This window comes from Paenibacillus sp. J31R34 (genome assembly GCF_059383715.1).
In genome coordinates, this window is record NZ_JBXENU010000005.1 from 52,483 (window position 1) to 73,281 (window position 20,799).

A 20,799-nucleotide genomic window follows, 5' to 3' on the forward strand; every position below is an offset into this window, starting at 1 on the left:
GGCCCATATACAGGTGTAGGTTTAATAAAGCAGGAATGCTGGAGTTCATCCAGATTCCTGCTTTTTTTTTTGCAAATATAAGAATTTATAAGTTGTAGCTTATAAATAGGACTTATATTTCTCGGAATGAAACGCGCTGCGCCGCCAAAGGACGGCGACAGCCGTTTCACCTTGGAGGGGCAGCAATTGGTAAAATCGGACAAAATGCTACATGGACGGTCGCAGGCGTTGTCGATATCATTGATAATGAAAATCAATTAAAAATTCCAGGAGGTGCTTCAAACGGGAATGGCTTACGCGAATAAGGCAGCAATAGGCGAACTGGCAAGCTCACAGGCTTTTCAGAGGGCGAGAAGGCGGGTGTTCACCCAACTGATTGAAGCGCTCGTATTTGAAAGGCTCCCCGTTTTCACATGCACAGAGCAGCGGGATGGCCAGCTAGAAATACTTATTTTCGGTCGCGATGATCAAGAGCGGCCTGTCCATTATAGCTGCCAAGGCAGAAAAATGCTAAGTTTTGGGAAAATAAAGCTGACGAACAGCATCATAATTCGCCTACAGGATGGAAGGCAGGAAGAGGCGCAGGATATTGCCCTCTTTCTGGAGGAAATGGCTCGCTCCCTAGCTGAAGCACCAAGCCAGATTAGCACCTTTGCCGCAGAGCTTGAGCAGACGCTGCTGAAGGAAGCCGCTGCCTTGCAGTGGGTAAGCGAGGAGGAGAGCAATAAGCGGGGCGGCAGCCGCAGCTACGACGAGCTTGAGGGAGATGTGCTGGAAGGGCACCCGTACCATCCATGCTTCAAGTCGAGAATCGGTTTTTCGATGGCTGATAACGAGGCGTACAGTCCGGAATTTCATCCGCAGTTTCGGCTGCTCTGGCTCGCCGTCTGGCAGGAGGATGTGGAAATGACGTCGTCCGAAGGGATAGATGGACGCGGGCTTATCCTTGCAGACGTTGGCGCGGAGCTGCTCACGCAGTGGGATCAGCGATTGGAGCAGAAAGGCAGCGAGCCAAAGGATTATGTATATATGCCTGTACATCCATGGCAGTGGCGGGAGGTGCTCTCCGGTTTATTTTTCAAGGAGATCGCTTCAGGAAAAATCGTCGTATTAGGCGAAAGCCGTCACCTCTACTCGCCCCAACAGTCCATTCGTACTTTAGCTAACCGCACAGAGCTTAAGGGGCTGTCGATTAAATTGCCGCTAAGCATTCGCAATACATCATCGATGCGGACAATTAGTCCGCGGCATGCGAGGAATGGTCCGAGATCTTCGGCCCGTCTTGCGGCTATGGTGGCGGGGGATCGGTATTTGAGCGAAACGCTGCGGCTGATTTTATTGCAGGAGCGGCTCGGTGTTTCTTATCGTTATGAACGGCTTCCACAGTCCGTGCGCGGGCGGGCAGAAGGAACCCTTTGCGCCTTATGGCGGGACAGCGTCCATCTTTATGCAGATCAGGGTGAGCAGGCGGTTCCATTTACGGCGCTATGCCATGTTAGGCAGGGCGGGCAGCCCTTTATCGCGCCATGGGTGCAAGCGTCGGGAGTAGAGGTATGGCTTCACCAATTGCTCAGCGTTGTTTTGCGTCCGCTGCTCCACTTGTTGTTCGCTCATGGGGCCGCAGTTGAAGCGCATGCGCAAAATCTCGTGCTGCTGCATCGCAGCGGCGTACCGTCGCGGCTCGCCGTAAAGGACTTTTCCGGCGGCGTATTATTTTATAACGGAGAAAATGCGAACCCTGCGGCTTTGCCGGAAACGGATGTTAAGCATGAGGTTCGGGACGTGGTGCATAACGCTTTGTTTTTTGTGAATTTGGCGGAGCTGGCTTTGTTTTTGAATACGCATTATTCATTCGCGGAGCAGCATTTCTGGCAGGCGGTTGCGGATGCGATCGGCCAGTATGAACGGGATTTTCCGCAGCTGGCAGAGCAGTTTCAGGCCTATAATCTGTTTGAAAATCAAGTTTTCGTCGGGCTGCTTGCTGCCCGCAGGCTGCGAGGAGATGGCGGAGAGCGGGATCACTGGATTGCGAATGCCTTGGCTGGCTACCGTGACAGTAATCGCAAAGCTGACCGTGAAGCTCGCCGTGAAGCTCGCCGTGACCAATCGGACTGCATAGAGGAGGAGAACAAGAAATGAAGGCACTTGAGCTGACGCAGCCCGAGGCGGGGATAGAGGAGATTGTTCATTCGGAGGCTTATCCGCCAGCGCGGCGGCGTGTATTCCGCCAGCTGCTGGAGGCGCTGCTGTATGAGCAGATGATTGCTTACGACAGCGTTATCGCTGCTGATGGAGCAGAGGAGATAACGATTACAGGAATGGATGCCGAGGGACGTCCCGTCTATTATCGCTGTGCATTCAGGCGCAAGCTGAGCTTCGGCAAGCTTCGCTTAACCGATCAGCCGCTGTTTAGGCAGGCAGCGCAGCATCAGGATGGACTCGGGCAGGAAGCCGAGGATATCGCGTTATTTTTGCAGGAAATCGTTTCTGCGATGGTGGAGGAGCCGCGGTACCTAGAGCGCTTCACGCAGGAGATCGAGCAGACGCTGATCAAGGAAGCGGCTGCCCGCAGTCACCGCCTGCTGCATCCGGTTAGGGGCAGCCGGGAGCTGGCGGATTTGGAGGGCGACGTTATTGAGGCGCATCCGTATCATCCGTGCTTCAAATCGCGAATCGGCTTTCAATTGGAGGATAATGCGCAGTATGGCCCGGAATTTCATGGACGGTTCCAGCTGGTGTGGCTAGCGGTTCATAAGGAGGATCTGATTTTCGCCGTATCCCAGAATCGTTCATGGGCGGAGCATATTGCCCGTGAGCTTGGCGAGGAGACTGTTGCAAGGTTTGTACAAAAGCTGGAGCAGCAAGGGCTTGCGGCGGCGGAATTTACGTTCGTCCCGGTTCATCCCTGGCAGTGGCGGGAGAAAATCGCTCCCCTATATTTCCGGTTCATGGCCAGTGGGCGTATCGTTGTGCTCGGCGAAGAAGGAGATCATTATTCTCCGCAGCAGTCGATCCGTTCGTTGTCCAATCGCAATAATCGGCTCAAAAATAATGTCAAAACCGCGATCAGCATCGTCAATACATCCGCTGTACGCCTTCTCGGAACGCATCATGTAACGAATGCGCCGATTTTATCGGATTGGCTTGAAAGCATTGTGGCTGGTGACCGCTATTTGCGCGATGAGCTTAAGCTCGTGCTGCTCAAGGAGCATGCGGGCGTCTCCTTCCGCTACAATTTATTGCCAGGCCCTGTACGGGCCGCCGGCTATGGAACTCTTGGCGCTATATGGCGCGAGAGCGTCTATGTCCACTTGGAGGAGGGCGAGGAAGCAGCACCGTTCACCGTTTTATGCCATATTGGCGCAGACGGCAAGCCGTTTATCGACAGCTGGGTGCAGCGCGAAGGACTTCGAAGCTGGCTGGATAAGCTGCTTTCAATCAGCATGCTGCCGCTCATTCATCTGCTGTTCGAGCATGGCATTGCAATGGAATCGCATGGTCAAAACTTAGTGCTCATTCACAAGCAAGGTGTGCCTTCGCGAATTGCGCTTCGGGATTTGCCTGGCGGTGTGCGTTTCCATACTCGCGATGGCGAGCAGGAATCGAGACCTGAGCATTTACTGGACTCCGATCCGCTGCATCCTAATAGCTACAGCACATCGCCTATGGAAACGAATAATGTTCAGAAGATTCGCAATTTTCTGATGGATTCTTTTTTGCAAATTATGCTGGCTGACCTTTGTCTCGTTCTGGAGGAGCATTACGGGCTTCCGGAAACAGCGTTTTGGCAAGCCGCTGCGGCGCCGATCCAAAGCTATTTGAGCACATTCGGTCTGCATAAGGCAGAGCGCTATGATCTATTTGCTGAAACGATAGAGGTCGGGCAGCTAACGAGGCGCAGGCTGTTCGGCGAGCATGTGATCCGCAATCATGCTGTCGCCAATCCGCTATACCATATGAGAGAAACGGGAGTGTGAACAAGATGAATGTGAAAACGGTGCACAAGCAAGAGGCAGGAGTGACCTCCGTAGTAGATTGTGTGGGCGGAACACCGCTCGTTCGACTGAAAAGAATTTTTCCAGACTCAAGCGTCCGGCTGTTCGCCAAGCTGGAGATGATGAATCCGGGCGGCAGCATGAAGGATCGATCTGCGCTGTATATGATTGAGCAGGGCTTCGAGAGCGGCTTAATCGGGCCGAATACGCATTTAATCGAAAGCACCTCCGGCAATCTCGGCATTGGGCTGGCGATGGTGGCGAAGATCAAGGGGCTGAAGCTGACCTGTGTCGTCGATCCAAAAATATCAAAAACGAATTTGCAAATTATTAAAAGCTTGGGCGCGAGCATTGATATGGTGACCGTCAAGGATGAGCAGGGCGGCTATCTCAAAACGCGGATTCAGCGGGTCAATGAGCTGCTGGGCCAAATTCAGGATTCCTACTGGATCAATCAATACGCCAATGAGTGGAACTGGAAAGCCTACTATTCTACTGCGGCGAGTGAAATTATAGAGCAAATCGATGAAAAAATAGACTATTTGGTTTGTGCGGTCAGCACGACTGGCAGTATTTTGGGCTTTGCTCGGCGGCTGCGCGAGACAAATCCGCATATGAAAGTAATTGCAGTGGATGCGGCAGGCTCCGTTATATTCGGCGGTCCGCCGGGAACGAGAGAAATTCCTGGCATTGGCGCAAGCCGCGTGCCGGAGCTGCTCAGCAGGGATGAAATCGATGAGGTCATCTATGTGCGCGATTTGGAATCGGTAGCCGGCTGCCAGCAGCTGCTTGGACAAGAGGGGATTTTTGCAGGAGGCTCTACGGGGTCGATTATTGCTGCCTTGGGCAAGCTGCTGCCGTCTATTTCTCCGTCCTCGACGATTGTTACCGTATTCCCCGATCGTGGGGACCGTTACATGGATACGATTTACAACGATGATTGGGTCAGTATGCTCGAACAAACAGGAGGAGCACTAGTATGAACAAAATGCTGTATTTGAACCGCGAGGATATTCGCCGGGCGGGAGGCGATTCGTCAGAGCTGTATGTGCAGGCGGTCAGCCATGCACTTGCGCTGCATGCGGAAGGGGATTTCGTACAGCCGCTGAAGCCGTATCTGCGCGTCAATGAACAGAGCGGCCATATTGCCGACCGAATTATCGCCATGCCCGCACATTTGGGTGGAAACGAGCCGGTATCCGGTATTAAATGGATCGGAAGCAAGCATGACAATCCATCCCGGCTTGGAGCGGAGCGGGCCAGCGGCGTCATTGTACTGAACGATCCACAGAGCAATTATCCGGTAGCGATACTGGAGGCGAGCTTGATTAGCGGCATGCGCACTGCAGCCGTTACCGTTATTGGCGCCCGTTATTTGGCGAAAAAGCAGTTTGCCGCTTTAAGCTGCATCGGCTGTGGCGCAATTGCCGGCATGCAGATGCAGGCGATGCTTGAACAGTTTCCAGCTATTAAGACGCTGCAGCTTTATGATTTGAACGCAGCGGCGGCGGAGCGTTTCGCTCAGCGCCTTCGCGAGCGCTTCAACCATGTGGATATTACGGTTGCGGGGAGTGCAGAAGAGGCTGTCCGCAGCGGCGAAGTGATCGTCACCTGCACGGTCGCCGACCAGCCGTATATTCCGTTCGATTGGCTGCAAAAAGGCGCTTTCGTCAGCAATATTTCGATTATGGATTTGCAAAAGGATGTTTTTCTCCGCGCGGACAAAATCGTCGTTGACGATTGGCAGCAGGCGAACCGGGAGAAAAAAATTATTCATCAGCTTGTCACGGAGGGCAATTATTCGCGCGAGCAGCTGTATGGCGAGCTGGGCGAGCTGGTTACTGGCCGGAAGCCAGGACGCGAGAACGATGAGGAAATCATCGTGCTCAATCCAATGGGCATGGCTATTGAGGACATTGCCAGCGCCGCGGAAATTTATCGGAAGGCGAGAGAGGCGGGCATTGGCAGCGAGCTGGAATTGTTTGGCGCTGAGCAAGCTGCGCCATCTGCAGGGTGATGCTATGAGTGAACGGAAAACAATCGCGGCTCCGCCGGCAATAGCGGAGCAAGCACATGTGGAGCGGCTGCTCAATGCGTATATGCGGGAAGCGGGACATTTTCGCCCGCTTCTTCATGCGGAGCAGCAGCTGCCGACGGAGCTTCAGGCAGCTGTCGCTCGTGAAGGAGGCCTTGGGGCATTTATGCTGGAGCTGCCCCATTCCCGCGGGGCAATTGTCGGTTCTATTCGCTGGCTATCAGCGATGGGCCATCACAAATATGGCGACTCGCTGTGGCTGGTGGAGGGAACAGGAAGGGCGGCTCGTCATGCCCCGTTCAGCAGGCTGGCTGGTGCAGCTGGGCTAGCAGCGATTATTGTGGCCGAGCTCGCGATTGCGAGCGGAAGCCGAGATGCAAGCAAAGAAGAAGCATTTCTGGCGCAAATTGCTAGCTCATTAAGCAATATGAGCCATTTCTTAGAGGAGTCAGGCAGTGGCGGAATCCAGCTTGCGAGGACGTATGGCAGCGGGCGAATAAGGCTGGCAGAGCAGTCGATGCTGCAGGGCCATCCATTCCATCCTGCTCCGAAAAGCTCGCAGGGATTTACGGCGGACGATAAAGTCCGCTACGCTCCGGAGCTTGGCGCTGGGTTTACGCTGCATTATTTTGCCGCTGAGCCGGAGCTCGTGCAGCAGCAGTGGATTGGAGATCAAGCAGTGGGCGAGAAGGGCGGTCCGGTTACCCCTGAGAAGGTACGGCTAGCCGCACTGAAGCTGCTGCCTGCTGCTCGCCAGCACTACGTTCTTATGCCGGTTCATCCTTGGCAGGCGGAGTATTTGCTAGGCTTGCCTGTGGTCGAGCGGCTCATGGAGCAAGGCGGACTTGTGCATTTGGGCCCGCTAGGAAATGAAGTGGTGCCGACCTCATCTGTGCGTACCGTTTGGGATGTTCAAAGCCCTTATATGATCAAGCTGCCGCTGCAAGTGCGTATTACTCATTTTGTGAGAAATAATCCGACAGAGCAGCTGGTCAGAACGATTGAGGCAAGCCGAATTCTCGCACAGCTGGAGCAAGGCAGCCCGTTTGGAGAAACGTTCCATATTATCCTTGAAGAAGGCTATCAGACGATCAATTTGCTGGAGGATGTGCCATCTGAATCAGTAGAGGCAGCTATAAGCGCAACAGAAGCGGCGGAACTTGCCGCAAGCTTCGGTGTCGTATTCCGCCGCAACCCTGCTTATGTGGCGCCAGGGAATGAGCCGGAGGAAGCGGCTAGCCCGCTAGTAGTCGCTGCGCTGCTTGAGGAGGGAGCGGAACCGAAGTCTGCGCCGATAGGCGCCTTCATCCAGCTTGCCGCAGATGCCCGGCAGGCGGCCCCTGATCTTTCCTTTGCCCAGCAATGGCTGGAGCGGTATGTTGAAATATCACTGGTACCGCTGATTTGGCTATTTGCAGAGCATGGAGTCAGCATGGAAGCCCATGTGCAAAACTCGCTAGTTGCATTAGAGCGGGGCTGGCCGGCACGTTTTTACGTCCGTGATTTGGAAGGGACTAGCCTTAGCGAAGAGCGGCATGGACAGCCAGCTTCCGGGAGGAAGTCCAGTTACGCAGCACGCGGGAACAGCTCTACTAGGCAGACTGCCTTTACACTGCCGCAGGGCCATCCGGCACTTTATGCAGACAAGCAAGCATGGGATCGATTTAAATATTATGTGCTGGTCAACCATTTCGGTCATCTCATTCATGCCATCGCTTATTCGCTGAATGTGGAGGAATTGGCGCTGTGGCGCACCGTTTATCATACACTTCGCCGTTCTTCATGGCTGAGCGGGGCTGAACCGTATATGACCGATTTATTTCAGACGCCTCAGCTGCCGGCCAAAGCGAATTTGTCCAGCTGGTTCAGCCAGCGGGGCGAAAATCCGTCCTATGTAACGCTGCCCAATCCGCTTTATGCGGTGGCAGAGCGCAGGGACGAGTCGATTGCTGCCTCCGTGCTGAAGCGGGTAATGTCGGATAAGCAGGAGCATGCCGAACAGCCCTATTGCGCTTATTTGTACCATTTGGCTGAGCTCCGACAGCATATTAGCCGCCTGACCGCCAGCCTTCCGGACTTCTGCCAGCTGTTTTATGCGCTGAAGGCAAACTCCGAGGCGCCTATTATAGGAGCGCTCGCTCCTTATGTTCATGGGTTTGAGACGGCTTCCGCAGGCGAAATCCGCAAAGCGCGCGAGGTGGATGCTAGCATTCCGGTTATTTATGGAGGTCCCGTCAAAACCGATGAGGCGCTGATGGAGGCAATGGAGCGAAAGGTTCGCCATATTCATGTGGAAAGCAGGCATGAGCTGCTGCGATTGAACGAGCTTGCCGCTCGGCGCGGGGAAATCATGCCGGTGCTGCTGCGCGTAAATGTAAGCATCCCTTTGCCGGATGCAAAGCTCGTGATGGCGGGACGGAAATCGCAGTTCGGCAATGATGAGCAGCAAATTCCCGAACTGCTGGAGCTGTCTCGCACGTTAAGCCATATCAAAATCGACGGTTTCCATTTCCATTCGCTATCGAATAATTTGAGCGTAGATCGGCATTTGGAACTGCTCGCCTTTTATTGCCGCCGCGCTGCAGAGTGGACGCAGCAGTTCCATCTGAACATTGCTTACATCAATGTAGGCGGTGGAATTGGCGTCAATTATGCAGATTTGCTGCGCCAATTCGAGTGGGAACGGTTCACGGACGGGCTGCGGGAGCAGATTGCTCCGCTATGCGCGCCTGGCGTCAAGCTCGTATTTGAATGCGGCCGCTATATTGTCGCTTCTTGCGGCTATTACGCGGCTGAGGTGGCGGAGGTGAAAAATAATCATGGCAGCCGCTTCGCCCTGCTGCGCGGCGGTACGCACCATTTCAGGCTGCCGGCATCCTGGCAGCACAGCCATCCGTTCCGCATTGTAGCGGTGGATAGCTGGCCTTATTCCTTCGAACGTCCGCAGCTGACTGACTGCCGGGTAACGATAGCTGGCGAGCTATGTACGCCTAAAGATGTGCTGGCGCGTGACAGCTATATCGAGCGGGTGCGTGTCGGGGACATTGTGTTATTTCCTTATGCAGGTGCTTACGGCTGGGCGATATCCCATCATCAGTTTTTGAGCCACGCGCAGCCGCAGCACATTTACCTTGATTAAAGAAACGGAGCTGAAAACGATGACCCAGACGAAAAAGCAGCTGCATCTGAATTTATTTCTGATGAGCACCGGCCATCATGAGGCTTCATGGCGGCATCCCGACAGTAGCCCGGAGAGGGCAGTCGATGTGCATTATTATGTAAAGCTGGCGCAGACCGCGGAGCGGGGCAAGCTGGATTCGATTTTTCTCGCCGATTCCTATGGCCTGCCGCCTACGATTCAATACAAGGTGCTTCAAGGGCTAGAGCCGTTTACGCTGCTGTCCGCGCTTGCGATGGCAACGAAGCATATCGGGCTCATTGGCACTGCCTCGACCACTTATAATGAGCCGTTTCATATTGCCCGCAAATTCGCCTCCCTGGATCTCATCAGTGGAGGTCGGGCCGGCTGGAATATTGTGACCTCTACCGGCAATACAACGGCTTTCAATTTCCGCGACGAGCAGCTTCCTGAGCATTCGATGCGCTATCGCCGGGCCGAGGAGTTTTTGCAGGTCGTCAAATCGCTATGGGACAGCTGGGAGGATGATGCGCTCATCATCGACAAGCAGTCCGGCGTATATGCGAATCCCGAGCGAATTAAGCGGATCGATCATAAAGGTGAGCATTATGCGGTTCGCGGTCCGCTGAACTTGCCGCGCATGCCTCAGGGGCACCCGCTGCTTGTGCAGGCAGGCGCTTCGGATACGGGCAAGGAATTTGCCGCGATGGCGGCGGAGGCCGTATTTACAGCACAAAATACGCTGCAGGGCGGGCGCGACTTTTACAGCGATTTGAAATCGAGAATGGCTAAATACGGCCGCAGTACGGATAGCCTTTGCATTTTGCCAGGCTTCTGCGCCATCATTGGCGATACGGAAGCAGAGGCGAAGGAAAAGGAGCAGGAGCTGCATGAGCTGGTGCAAATCGATTATGGACTATATAGGCTGTCTAATTTATTTGGGATAGACCTGTCTGCCTATCCTTTGGATGGTCCGCTGCCCTATGCCGACTTGCCGCAAACCGAGCAAATCAATTCGCAGAAGGGCCGGCATCAAATGTTTATTGAAATGGCGCAGCAGGAAAAGCTCAGCATTCGCCAGCTCATGATGCGCACCGCTTCTTCACGCGGTCATTTCTCCATGGCAGGCACCCCAATACAAATAGCAGATGCCATGGAGCGCTGGGCAGTTGCAGGAGCAGCCGATGGCTTTAATTTAATGCCGCCTTCACTGCCGTCAGGGCTGGATGACTTTGTAGACAAGGTCATTCCTGAGCTGCAAAATCGCGGCTTGTTCCGCACCGATTATACCGGCAGCACACTTCGGGAGCATTACGGGCGCAGCGTAGAGGCACGGCCTGGCGTCCACGCGTGAAGGGGAAAGGGGCGCCAGCCGGAGCAGGTGGCGCAGACAAGGCAGCGGTTAACTGGCGGCTGAATCTCACCATTTTATGGCTCGGCAATTTTCTTGTTACGGGCAGCGCGACGATGGTCATCCCCTTTCTCCCGTTGTTCCTTGAGGATTTGGGCGTGAGCTCGGTCAGTGAGGCGGGGTTTTGGGCAGGAGCGATATTCGCCGCCCATTATGTGACCTTATTCATTTGCCAACCCATCTGGGGAAGAATAGCCGACCGCTATGGAAGAAAAATGATGCTGCTGCGAGCAGGCTTCGGCATGGCCATCGTCATTGCGATGATGGGCTTCGCTGAGGCGCCATGGCAGCTGCTGCTGCTTCGTTTGCTCAATGGCGCTTTTGCTGGGTTTTCACCTTCGGCAACTGCCATTGTATCGACGAATACGCCGAGCAGCCGAATGGGCTTTGCCATGGGCACGCTGCATTCCGGCAACATTTCCGGTACGGTCATGGGGCCGCTTATTGGCGGTTTGCTGGCGGAATGGCTTGGGCTGCGGAGTGTTTTTTTTATAACAGGCACGGTGATGTTTATGGCGGCACTGTTGACTGCTATCGTCGTGAAGGATCATTTTGTGAAAGCCGATCAGCGCTCCGAGCAAAATGTTTCCACGATCGGCGGCTTTCTCGTGTTATGTCGGGTTCGGCAAATTCCCGCGCTGCTGGCGGTCAGCGTCATGATTCAGTTTGCGCTGACCGGATCTCTGCCGTTTATTCCGCTGTTCGTCAAGGAGCTGCATGGCGAGGCGGGGATGCTGGCTTTATATGTAGGGCTGGTCAGCTCGGTTACGGGCGTGTCCAATATGATTTTTGCGCCGCTGCTCGGCAGGCGCTCTGACCGAACAGGCCCGCACCGCATTTTGAGCTACTCGATGCTCGGCGCATGCGTAGTCGTACTGCTGCATTATTTTGTCGCTTATTATTGGCAGCTGCTGCTGCTGCGGTTTTTGCTGGGCATGTTCATTGGCGGGCTCATTCCGACGGTTCGAACGCTCATTAAGCAGTATGTGCCGAAGGGGATGGAGACGCGGGCATACAGCTTTGATACGAGCGCAGTCAGCCTGGGGGCTGTTCTTGGGCCCATCGTGTCTGGGGCAGCTTATGGCTACGTAGGCATAAGGGGAGTTTTTCTCATGTCTGCCTTTCTCATGCTGCTCAATGCCGGCTGGAGCTACAAAATGCTTGGAGGCAGCAGCAAATCCAGAAGCGATGCTAGAGCAAATCCCGAAACTCCTTCTGACACGATCGCCACTCCTGAAAATAACGCTTCTACGCCCCGACATGCGGGCGAAGCATTCAAAAAGCCTATGGGGCCGCGTTAGTGCGGCCCCATAGGCTTTTTTTTGAAATATAGAGAAAGGATACCCTAGCGCTATCCCTTCTCTATATTTCTCTTAATGAAACGCGCCGCGCCACCAAAGGACGGCGATAGCCGTTTCACCTTGTTAAAAAACTAGGCATGATGCTGTCCATCCGTATAGAGGAGCAGCGAATCCATAATTGTTTTGCGGCCAATCGGCGTCCAGCACATGGCATACCAATTTGGGATGAAGCGTACACGGCCGCTCTGGACAGCCTCATGCTTTTTCCAGAAGGGGCTGCTTTGCATTCGTTGCAAAATTTGGTCGCTGCTCGGTCCATGATGAAGCTTCTGAACGAACAAATAATCCGATTGAATGGACAGGCCGCTAAGCTGCTCCGGCTGCATTTCGACCTTGTGGTCAATGGCTGGAGAAGAGCTGCCCGCCGTTAGCCCGAGCTCAGTGAACAGCAGCTCGTTGAGCGGATGGTCCGGCGCTCCCTGAATGCGGACGGCGTTGTGCGTAACCCGCATTAACGTCAGGCTCCCGCTGCCGACGGAGCGGCCGAGCTGCTTGCGGGCGTCGTCGGTTTGCTGCGCCAGCTCGCTGAGCATCGTCTGCTCGGTGCGCTCGCAGCCGATCATCTCCGCAATTTTGTGCAAGGCGATACGCCAGTCGGCATGATGCTCCAGACAAGCGGTGGAGGCAATTTGTTTAAGCGGCTCCTCGTAGTTATGATGATAGCGATCGATGAGAATCAAGTCCGGTTTAAGCAGCATCAGCGTCTGCATATGACCGGTCACTTTGCGCAGATGCTCGGCTTCTCCCATGCCGGGATAACGGAAGCAGTTCATGCTGGCTATCGGAAAAATGCCGAGCGAGCGCAAGCTGTCGTCAAAGCTGGAGCAGGCGACGACAGCGATTTTTAATTGATGGCGCTTCATATATAGATTGGGAGAAATACCAACCGCTGCTTTAAATACCCGGCTGAAATAAAATTCGCTTCCAAAGCCAATCCGCTCAGAGACACTTCTGACAGACGCCCCATTCAGCGAGAGCTGGGCCTTCGCCTCCTTGACCCGAAGCTCTGCTAAATATTCAAAGGGAGTGACGCCGATTACCTTCTTAAACTTGCGCGAGTAGGAGGTTGGCGTCAGCATGGCGATACTGGCAAGCTGCTCCAGATTGATTTTTTCATGCAGATGTTTATGAAGGTAGTTGATGCTATCCTGCATGCCCTTCTCAGATGTTGGAATGCGATTAAGCTCCAGCAGCTCTAGCAGGACTGTGCTGTAAAGCTCCTGAAATTGCAGTTGAATCATCAGCTCGCGTTCAGGCTTGCTTTCGAACTTATCGGATTGTGAGGCTGTCTCATATAGGCGTGCGATGCGCTCGGAGATTTGCTGCTGGCTGTGCAGCTTGATGCCGCTGCCAAACAGCTCGGCTGGCAGATCGGGAAGCTGTACCTTCCGGCTTTCACGATGTTTGGCGATACCAACGGCATCCAGAATCAGCACATAATATTCAAAGTCTCCGCGACCTGCTTGGAAGCGTATGGACATGCCGGGAAGCAGCAGAAGCGGTTCAAGCGCTTCGAGCTTTCGCTCATAGCCGTTCATAGAGAGGAGGCCGGAGCCTCGGGTAAGAAAGATGAGCATCGGAGCGGGTGCCGTCCGCTGAATAGAAGTGTGGGCTGGTTTGCTGTATTTGTGAATGGAAGATAAAAAAACCATTGTACGTTTCATTTTGGCGTCTCCAGTCTATTAGTCTGGTAAGAGGCATCGGTTGCTGTAAGGTGAAACGGCTGTCGCCGTCCTCTGGCGGCGTGGCTCGTTTCAGTCCGAAAAATATAGAGAAAGGATGAGAAAATGATATCCTTTCCTATATTTCAAGGTGAAACGGCTGTCGCCGTCCTTTGGCGGCGCGGCCCGTTTCAGTCCGAGAAATATAAGCCCGTTATAAGAGTGAAACTTATAAATGCTTATATTTAAAAATAAGAAAAATGGGATCCTGTTTATTGTAAATGAAAATCATTATCATAGTCAATTATGAAAATAGGTTATTGTCAACTATGGGGTAGATGATAAAATCTTATATGGAATCGGACAAAAAGATCAATGTACAAAAAGCGCCAAACGTTTTATGATTCTCGTTGAGAATAGTTCTCATAAAAATGGTCGCTAAAGGCCAAAGATACATACAGGGAGGGTTTTTCAATGTTATTCAAGTTACAAATCAATGGGCAGGCGCGTGCGGTACTGGTGCTGCTGCTGATGCTCGTCGTATCAGGCTGCGGAGCTGCGGTAAATGGAACAGGCGGTGCATCGCCTGGGCAAAGCAGTGCTAGTCCGGCTGCGGGAGAAAGCGCCCAGCCAACCGCTGAAGCAAACGCTGCTGGTTCGACAGAAAATCGTACTTTCAAGCATGCGATGGGAGAAACAGTCGTTCCGCCTAATCCGCAGAAAGTGGTTGTATTGGATAATGGCGCACTTGATAATATACTTGCACTTGGCGTGAAGCCGGTTGGCGCGCCATCGATCATTTCGGTGGATGATGGCTTCGCCACTTATTTGACAGGAACAGATGGCATTACGAATATCGGAACAGTGGAGCAGCCGAGCTTGGAGACGATTGCCTCGTTGAAGCCAGATGTCATTATCGGCATCAAGGATACCCAGGAGGCTATCTATGAACAGCTTTCACAAATTGCGCCAACTGTATTTACTGAGGTAGGCGGCGCACAATGGGAGGCGAACCTGGCTGTGCACGCCGCTATTGTTGGCAAAGAAGCAGAGGGCAAGAAGCTGATTGAGCAATTTGATGCGCATATTGCAGAGCTGCACGCGAAGCTGGGCGATAGCTTGAATACGACGGAGGTTTCGCTGCTTCGTCCAAGGAAGGACCGCGTTTCCGTTTACTTAAAGCCTTCGTTCACTGGCGGTGTAGTAGAGCGTGCAGGCATTAAGCGTCCAGCTGTACAAAGCGGCGATGACGATTTTAACTTTAATGCGACAGAGGAACAAATTGCCGATCTGGACGGCGATGTCATTATTTTGTTCGGACGCGAGAGCGAGCAGGAATATTTTGAGCAAAAAATTAAAAGCAATCCGCTATGGAATACGCTCAAAGGCGTGCAAAATGATCGCGTCTACGTAGCGAGCTGGGAAGTTTGGCTCAGCGGGCATGGCATACAGGCCGTCAATCTTATGATCGACGATTTGGCTAAGTTCCTGGTCAAAGCGTAATCAGCGCTTGCGTTCAAGGGATTGGAAGCGTGGTGAGTAGGCAGAGTGTCCCTGCTGCGGCAGAGCTGGCGCTCTGCCGCCACGCTTTTAGGGAGGAACGGATTTGAATATTCGGCTTATGGGCATTGTGCTCGGTATTGTATTTGTCATCCTTGGCCTTGCAGCCAGCATCGCTGTAGGAAAATCAATGGTTCCGCTTCATACGGTCATCGATGCGTTTACCTCATTTGACGGCTCAAGGGAGCATCTGATCGTTCGCACGGTCCGGGTGCCGCGCGCGCTAATGGCGATGATGGTCGGAGCATCGCTCGGGATGGCGGGAAGCATTATGCAGGCGATTAGCCGCAATCCGCTGGCGGGCCCCGAGATGCTCGGAAGCAACTATGGGGCGGCGCTGCTGCTCGTCATTTCCATGTTTGTATTTGGCTTTACGTCTTCGCTTGTCCATATGTGGGCGGCACTGCTCGGGGCTGGGCTTGCCTGTCTCGTAGTTTTTATGCTTGGCTCGCTGGGCCGGGGAGGCCTTACGTCCATTAAGCTGATTTTGGCGGGCGCCACAATCAATATGCTGCTTGCCTCCATGGTGCAGGGCATTCTTATTTTCAGCGAGGAGTCACTGGATGAAATGCGCTTCTGGATGGCAGGTTCATTAACCGGCGGCAGTATGGAAATGTTCGTGCGCGTGCTGCCATACATGCTGGTCGGGATCACGGGCGCTCTGGCGCTCAGCCGGCAAATTAATTTGCTTAGTCTCGGCGATGAGGTTGCTCAGGGGCTGGGGCTGAAAATCGGCCTAATGAAGACGGCGGCTCTGTTCATCGTCATGTTCCTTATGGGAGGCTCTGTCGCTATTGCCGGGCCAATCGGCTTCATTGGTCTTGCGGTTCCGCATATCGTCAGATTTATGGTCGGACTGGATTATCGCTGGATTATTCCTTATTCTGCACTGTTTGGAGCGGGCTTGCTGCTGCTGGCGGATATCGCCGCTCGCTTTATTTTTCCCTATCAGGAGCTTCCGGCAGGTGTAGTGACGGCGATGGCAGGCGCCCCCTTCCTCATTTATTTGGCTCAAAGGAGGGAGAAGCGATAATGTCCCGTTTCACTTTATCCACATCCGCCCCTTTGTGGCCTGTCATAGTTGTCCTGATTGCCGCCAATATTATCGTTCTCTCCATGAGCATTATGATCGGAGAATATCCTGTACCGCTGTCACAAGCGTGGAAAACGGTCATAGGCATCGGCGAGCCTGAATATGAGTTTGTCGTCAATCAGCTGCGCTTTCCAAGGTCGCTGGTAGCCTTTCTAGTCGGCTGCGGGCTGGCGCTGTCAGGTGCCATTTTACAAGGGATTACCCGCAATCCGCTGGCTGCCCCAGGTGTTATTGGCATTAACGGAGGTGCTGCCTTAATGGCGGTTACTGCCATTATTGCCCTGCCATCGGTGCCGATTGCGCTGCTGCCTTTTATTGCGTTTAGCGGGGCGCTTGGAGCGGCTGCGCTTACGTATTTTCTTGCTTGGCGACGTGGAGCTGCACCTATGCGGCTGCTGCTTGTCGGCGTAGGGGTGGGCGCGGCCTCACACGCATATATTACCTTTTGGATGACGACGCGTCACGTTCAGAACATTAAGCAGGCGATGATCTGGCTGATGGGAAGTACATATGGAAGAACGTGGGATCATTTTTGGCCGCTGCTTCCGTGGCTGCTCATTTTGTTTCCGGCAGCGCTTCTTATGTCGCGGACCTTGGATATTTTGAAGCTTGGCGATGAGCTATCCATCGGGCTTGGCAGCTCGGTTGAGCGTTCACGCGGCCTATTATTGCTCATCAGCGTAAGCTTGGCTGGCGCCTCTGTCGCGATGGCCGGAACCATTGGGTTTATTGGCTTGATGGGACCGCATATTGCGAGGCAATTGGTAGGCCAGACGAGCCGCAGGCTGCTAAGCGTATCGGCTTTAGTTGGTGGCTTGATCGTGATGTCTGCCGACCTGCTGGGACGTGCGCTGCTGCCGCCTATTGAAATCCCTACAGGCATTATAACGACAGCTATTGGAGCGCCTTATTTAATTTATTTGCTGTACCGCAATCGCAATCGTCCATAACTGGACACAAGGAGGAGAAAACGATGCATACGGACAAGTCCGCTCTGCCAAATACGGTATCGCAACTCATAAAGGAAAGGCGTACGGTGAGGGTTTTCAAGGAAGATCCGGTGTCCGTGGAGACATTGACGGAGCTGCTCGATGTAGCGGTCTGGGCCCCTAATCATAATTTGCGCGAGCCTTGGCGTTTTATCGTGTATGAAGGGGAAGGGCGCAAAATTTTCGCAGATGCGGTGCTGTCCACCTTCTCGCCGGAGGAGCTGGCAAAGTATGGCGAGCACCGGATGAAGGAATATATGCATACCCCGCTGCATTTATTGGTCGTGCTCAAGGAGGACCCGCGTCAAAAGCAGTGGGATGAGGATTTTTCGGCCGTATGCTGTCTCATTCAAAATCTTCAGCTTGCCGCCTGGGAGCAGGGAATTGGCATGGTGTGGAAGTCGAATCCTTACATGTATAATCCGAAATTTCGCGATGAGTCTGGGGTAGGGGTACAGCCGGGTGAAAAAATTGTCGCCGTGCTCCATATTGGCTATCCGCGAGTGATTCCCCATGCTGCCCCGCGCACTCCAGCGCGTGAGCTTCTTACAATTGTTAACAAATAATTAACATTAAATTTAGTTTAATTTTCTATAAAATCCGAAGACTCTTGGAATCTAATGATTCTAAGAGTTTTTTAATAATTTTAATATAGAAAAATAGGGCAAAAATGTACATGGATTAACTTTAAGTATTTCGTTAAAATCGTAAATGAAAATCGTTATCAATATTAGAACGCAGAGTCGCCATCCTGTTCCAGGGTGACCCTATATCCTTTTGAGGAGTGGTAGAAGATGAGTTATGGCAAAAAGAAGATGCATTTGAACTTGTTTCTGCGAAATACAGGGCATCACGAAGCGTCATGGCGCCATCCGGGCAGCGACCCGAATGGGGTGACGGATATCGACTATTATATAAAGCTGGCGAAAATTGCCGAAGCGGGTAAGCTGGATTCGCTATTTCTCGCCGATTCCTATGGCCTGCCGCCAACGATGCAGTTTCTGGTGCAGCAGGCGCTGGAGCCGTTCACGCTGCTATCGGCACTCGCGATTGCGACAAGCCGCATCGGATTGATCGGGACGGCTTCGACAACCTATAATGAGCCCTTCCATGTGGCCCGCAAATTCAATTCGCTGGATCATATTAGCCGGGGCCGGGCGGGCTTTAACATTGTAACCTCGACGGGCAATGCGACGGCCTTCAACTTTGGCGCGGCTCCGCTGCCGGAGCATACCGACCGTTATGAGCGGGCTGGCGAGTTTATGGAGGTGGCGAAAGGGCTGTGGGACAGCTGGGAAGAGGACGCGGTCGTTGCCGATAAGGCGCAGGGACTTTATGTGGACCCGGATAAGCTGCATGAAATCAACCATGTTGGCCGCCATTTCCATGTAAAGGGGCCGCTGAATTTGCCAAGGTCGCCGCAAGGACATCCCGTGCTGGTACAAGCGGGTGCATCGGATACCGGCAGAGAGTTTGCCTCTCGTATGGCGGAGGCTGTTTTTACCGCGCAAAATACGCTTGAGGATGGACGGAGCTTTTATGCGGATGTGAAAGGACGGATGGCGAAATATGGCCGCTCGCCAGAGCAAATTAAAATTTTGCCGGGCTTTTGTCCGGTCATCGGCGATACATCGGCGGAGGCGAAGGAGAAGGAGCGCGAGCTGAATGAGCTGACCCAGCCTGAATACGGGGTGTACCGTTTATCCAATTTGCTGAAGATGGATTTGCGCGGTTATCCGCTCGATGGTCCGCTGCCTTTCGCAGAGCTGGCGAAAAATCATGAAATCAATTCGCAAAAAGCGCGGCATCAGCTGTATCTGGAGCTGGCGCAGCGGGAAAACCTGACGATCCGCCAGCTTATATTGCGGACAGCAACGTCGCGTGGACATTATTCGATGTCAGGCACGCCGATTGAAATTGCCGATGAGATGGAGCGCTGGATTGAGCAGGGGGCAGCAGATGGCTTTAATTTGATGCCGCCTTACTTCCCGAGCGGACTAGAGGAATTTGTCGATAAGGTCATTCCCGAGCTGCAAAATCGCGGTCTGTTCCGCACCGATTATGAAGGCACGACGCTGCGGGAGCATTACGGGCTGGAGCGGCCAGAGCGCTCTTCGTCCAGGCAGTCGGTTATTTCCGCCCAATAAAAGGGCAGTGGAAGGGGAGGAAGGAATGAAGGCGACCGACAGGCAGCTTCACCTGAATGTGTTTCTTATGGGCAATGGCCATCATGAGGCCGCTTGGCGGCTGCCGGGAAGCAGCCCGCAGGATGTTACAAATGCCAGCTATTACGTCAAGCTGCTGCAAACGGCGGAGCGTGGCAAGCTCGATTCCTTATTTTTGGCTGATTCGTATGCGCTGCCCCCGACTATCCGTTACAAAGTGCTGCAAAGCTTGGAGCCGTTTACGCTGCTTTCTGCGCTTGCTATGCTGACTAGTCGGATTGGATTAATCGGTACGGCTTCGACGACTTACAGCCATCCTTATCATGTGGCGCGACAGTTTGCTTCGCTTGATTTTATTAGCGGCGGACGTGCCGCTTGGAACATTGTGACATCAACCAATGATGCCACTGCCCACAACTTTGCTGATGAGAAGCTTCCGGAGCATGGGGAGCGCTATAAGCGCGCTGCCGAGTTTTTAGAAGTGGTGCAGCGGCTGTGGGACAGCTGGGAGGACGATGCGCTTGTGCAGGATAAGGCGAGCGGCATTTATGCTGATCCTGGCAGCATACACGAGATACGCCATGAAGGCAGCTATTTTTCGGTGCGGGGCGCACTGAATTTGCCGAGGCCCCCGCAAGGGCAGCCTGTACGGGTGCAGGCCGGCGCTTCGGAGACGGGCAAGGAATTTGCGGCGCATGCAGCGGAGGTCGTGTTTACGGCGCAAAACAGCTTCGCGGACGGCTGCCTCTTTTATACGGATTTGAAATCGCGAATGAAGAAATATGGAAGGCAGCAGGATGAGCTGAAAATATTGCCGGGCTTTTGCCCGATTATCGGCGATACGGAAGCTGAAGCTAGGGATAGGGAGGCCGCGCTTCATGACCACATCCAATTTGATTACGGTCTGCTGCGTCTCTCTAATTTGTTCAGCACCGACATGACCGGGTTTGAGCTGGATGGACCGGTACCCGTCGATTTTTTGGCGCAGCAAAGCGAAGTGAATGGCCACCGCGGACGCTATCAGCTTTATGTGGAGCTTGCCCGCCGGGAAAAGCTGACGATGCGTCAGCTGATTATCAAAACGGCCGCCTCGCGCGGACATTATTCGATGGTAGGCACGCCAGTGCAAATTGCCGATGAAATGGAAAAATGGTGGCGCGGCGGAGCGGCAGACGGCTTTAATGTCATGCCTCCATATTTGCCGGAGGGGCTGGAGCTGTTCGTGGACAAGGTGGTGCCGGAGCTGCAAAACCGTGGTATTTTTCGCAGTGAATATACAGGAACAACTTTAAGGGAGCATTATGGCCTGCAGCGCCCTGCCAGCATCTATGGGCGGACGGGGCAATTGGCAGCCAAGAGATAACGGCAGTGATGCCCTAACATGCTATGT

At 53.5% G+C, this 20,799-nt stretch carries 14 protein-coding genes; 13 read left to right on the top strand and 1 reads right to left on the bottom strand.

Annotation, left to right across the window (positions count from 1 at the left end; translation table 11 throughout):
• The first annotated feature begins 288 nt into the window (after nucleotides 1-288).
• The 7 genes from AC50YG_RS15300 to AC50YG_RS15330 are packed head-to-tail and all read left to right on the top strand — an operon-like array spanning nucleotide 289 to nucleotide 11,881.
• Complete coding sequence (locus AC50YG_RS15300) at nucleotides 289-2,139, top strand: IucA/IucC family protein (RefSeq protein WP_494827887.1); 1,851 nt, start codon at nucleotides 289-291, stop codon at nucleotides 2,137-2,139.
• Nucleotides 2,136-3,977, top strand: coding sequence for an IucA/IucC family protein (locus tag AC50YG_RS15305; protein WP_494827889.1), 1,842 nt, complete (start codon nucleotides 2,136-2,138; stop codon nucleotides 3,975-3,977). Before AC50YG_RS15300 ends, AC50YG_RS15305 begins: the two co-directional genes overlap by 4 nt.
• Before the next feature lie 5 nt (nucleotides 3,978-3,982).
• On the top strand, nucleotides 3,983-4,978 hold the full coding sequence (sbnA, locus tag AC50YG_RS15310; protein WP_341279124.1) for a 2,3-diaminopropionate biosynthesis protein SbnA: 996 nt from the start codon (nucleotides 3,983-3,985) through the stop codon (nucleotides 4,976-4,978).
• Complete coding sequence (sbnB, locus tag AC50YG_RS15315) at nucleotides 4,975-6,012, top strand: 2,3-diaminopropionate biosynthesis protein SbnB (protein WP_473760991.1); 1,038 nt, start codon at nucleotides 4,975-4,977, stop codon at nucleotides 6,010-6,012. Before sbnA ends, sbnB begins: the two co-directional genes overlap by 4 nt.
• Nucleotides 5,957-9,169, top strand: a complete 3,213-nt coding sequence (locus AC50YG_RS15320; protein WP_494827892.1) for an IucA/IucC family protein — start codon at nucleotides 5,957-5,959, stop codon at nucleotides 9,167-9,169. Before sbnB ends, AC50YG_RS15320 begins: the two co-directional genes overlap by 56 nt.
• 19 nt (nucleotides 9,170-9,188) lie before the next feature.
• Entirely contained in the window at nucleotides 9,189-10,523 is a 1,335-nt protein-coding gene (locus tag AC50YG_RS15325; RefSeq protein WP_473760985.1) for an LLM class flavin-dependent oxidoreductase, read from the top strand.
• Nucleotides 10,520-11,881, top strand: a complete 1,362-nt coding sequence (locus AC50YG_RS15330) for an MFS transporter (RefSeq protein ID WP_494827894.1) — start codon at nucleotides 10,520-10,522, stop codon at nucleotides 11,879-11,881. Before AC50YG_RS15325 ends, AC50YG_RS15330 begins: the two co-directional genes overlap by 4 nt.
• A gap of 131 nt (nucleotides 11,882-12,012) precedes the next feature.
• Here the strand turns inward: AC50YG_RS15330 and AC50YG_RS15335 are convergent, their stop codons facing one another.
• The gene (locus AC50YG_RS15335) at nucleotides 12,013-13,605 is read right to left on the bottom strand and encodes a helix-turn-helix domain-containing protein (protein WP_494827896.1); all 1,593 of its coding nucleotides are present in this window, start codon (nucleotides 13,603-13,605) and stop codon (nucleotides 12,013-12,015) included.
• Between the two features lie 471 nt (nucleotides 13,606-14,076).
• Here AC50YG_RS15335 and AC50YG_RS15340 point away from each other — a divergent pair, with 471 nt between their 5' ends.
• The 6 genes from AC50YG_RS15340 (at nucleotide 14,077) to AC50YG_RS15365 (ending at nucleotide 20,772) form a co-directional block, all read left to right on the top strand.
• Nucleotides 14,077-15,105, top strand: coding sequence for an ABC transporter substrate-binding protein (locus tag AC50YG_RS15340; protein WP_494827898.1), 1,029 nt, complete (start codon nucleotides 14,077-14,079; stop codon nucleotides 15,103-15,105).
• A gap of 103 nt (nucleotides 15,106-15,208) precedes the next feature.
• Nucleotides 15,209-16,195, top strand: a complete 987-nt coding sequence (locus AC50YG_RS15345; RefSeq protein WP_341279117.1) for a FecCD family ABC transporter permease — start codon at nucleotides 15,209-15,211, stop codon at nucleotides 16,193-16,195.
• The gene (locus AC50YG_RS15350; protein ID WP_494827900.1) at nucleotides 16,195-17,205 is read left to right on the top strand and encodes a FecCD family ABC transporter permease; all 1,011 of its coding nucleotides are present in this window, start codon (nucleotides 16,195-16,197) and stop codon (nucleotides 17,203-17,205) included. The genes AC50YG_RS15345 and AC50YG_RS15350 overlap by 1 nt, the downstream gene beginning before the upstream one ends.
• A gap of 23 nt (nucleotides 17,206-17,228) precedes the next feature.
• Nucleotides 17,229-17,810: a nitroreductase family protein gene (locus tag AC50YG_RS15355; RefSeq protein ID WP_494827902.1), complete on the top strand. Its 582-nt coding sequence runs from the start codon at nucleotides 17,229-17,231 to the stop codon at nucleotides 17,808-17,810.
• A gap of 228 nt (nucleotides 17,811-18,038) precedes the next feature.
• A complete protein-coding gene (locus tag AC50YG_RS15360; RefSeq protein WP_494827904.1) occupies nucleotides 18,039-19,391 on the top strand; it encodes an LLM class flavin-dependent oxidoreductase in 1,353 nt (450 codons plus the stop codon).
• Between the two features lie 25 nt (nucleotides 19,392-19,416).
• The gene (locus AC50YG_RS15365) at nucleotides 19,417-20,772 is read left to right on the top strand and encodes an LLM class flavin-dependent oxidoreductase (RefSeq protein ID WP_494827906.1); all 1,356 of its coding nucleotides are present in this window, start codon (nucleotides 19,417-19,419) and stop codon (nucleotides 20,770-20,772) included.
• Nucleotides 20,773-20,799 lie beyond the last annotated feature (27 nt).

What these genes read in the sequence shown, in the direction of transcription:
- sbnB (WP_473760991.1), top strand. Translation starts at nt 4,975, where the DNA reads ATGAACAAAATGCTGTATTTGAACCGCGAGGATATTCGCCGGGCGGGA.
- AC50YG_RS15360 (WP_494827904.1), top strand. Translation starts at nt 18,039, where the DNA reads ATGAGTTATGGCAAAAAGAAGATGCATTTGAACTTGTTTCTGCGAAAT.
- sbnA (WP_341279124.1), top strand. Translation starts at nt 3,983, where the DNA reads ATGAATGTGAAAACGGTGCACAAGCAAGAGGCAGGAGTGACCTCCGTA.
- AC50YG_RS15300 (WP_494827887.1), top strand. Translation starts at nt 289, where the DNA reads ATGGCTTACGCGAATAAGGCAGCAATAGGCGAACTGGCAAGCTCACAG.
- AC50YG_RS15340 (WP_494827898.1), top strand. Translation starts at nt 14,077, where the DNA reads ATGTTATTCAAGTTACAAATCAATGGGCAGGCGCGTGCGGTACTGGTG.
- AC50YG_RS15305 (WP_494827889.1), top strand. Translation starts at nt 2,136, where the DNA reads ATGAAGGCACTTGAGCTGACGCAGCCCGAGGCGGGGATAGAGGAGATT.
- AC50YG_RS15355 (WP_494827902.1), top strand. Translation starts at nt 17,229, where the DNA reads ATGCATACGGACAAGTCCGCTCTGCCAAATACGGTATCGCAACTCATA.
- AC50YG_RS15325 (WP_473760985.1), top strand. Translation starts at nt 9,189, where the DNA reads ATGACCCAGACGAAAAAGCAGCTGCATCTGAATTTATTTCTGATGAGC.
- AC50YG_RS15365 (WP_494827906.1), top strand. Translation starts at nt 19,417, where the DNA reads ATGAAGGCGACCGACAGGCAGCTTCACCTGAATGTGTTTCTTATGGGC.
- AC50YG_RS15335 (WP_494827896.1), bottom strand. Translation starts at nt 13,605, where the DNA reads ATGAAACGTACAATGGTTTTTTTATCTTCCATTCACAAATACAGCAAA.
- AC50YG_RS15350 (WP_494827900.1), top strand. Translation starts at nt 16,195, where the DNA reads ATGTCCCGTTTCACTTTATCCACATCCGCCCCTTTGTGGCCTGTCATA.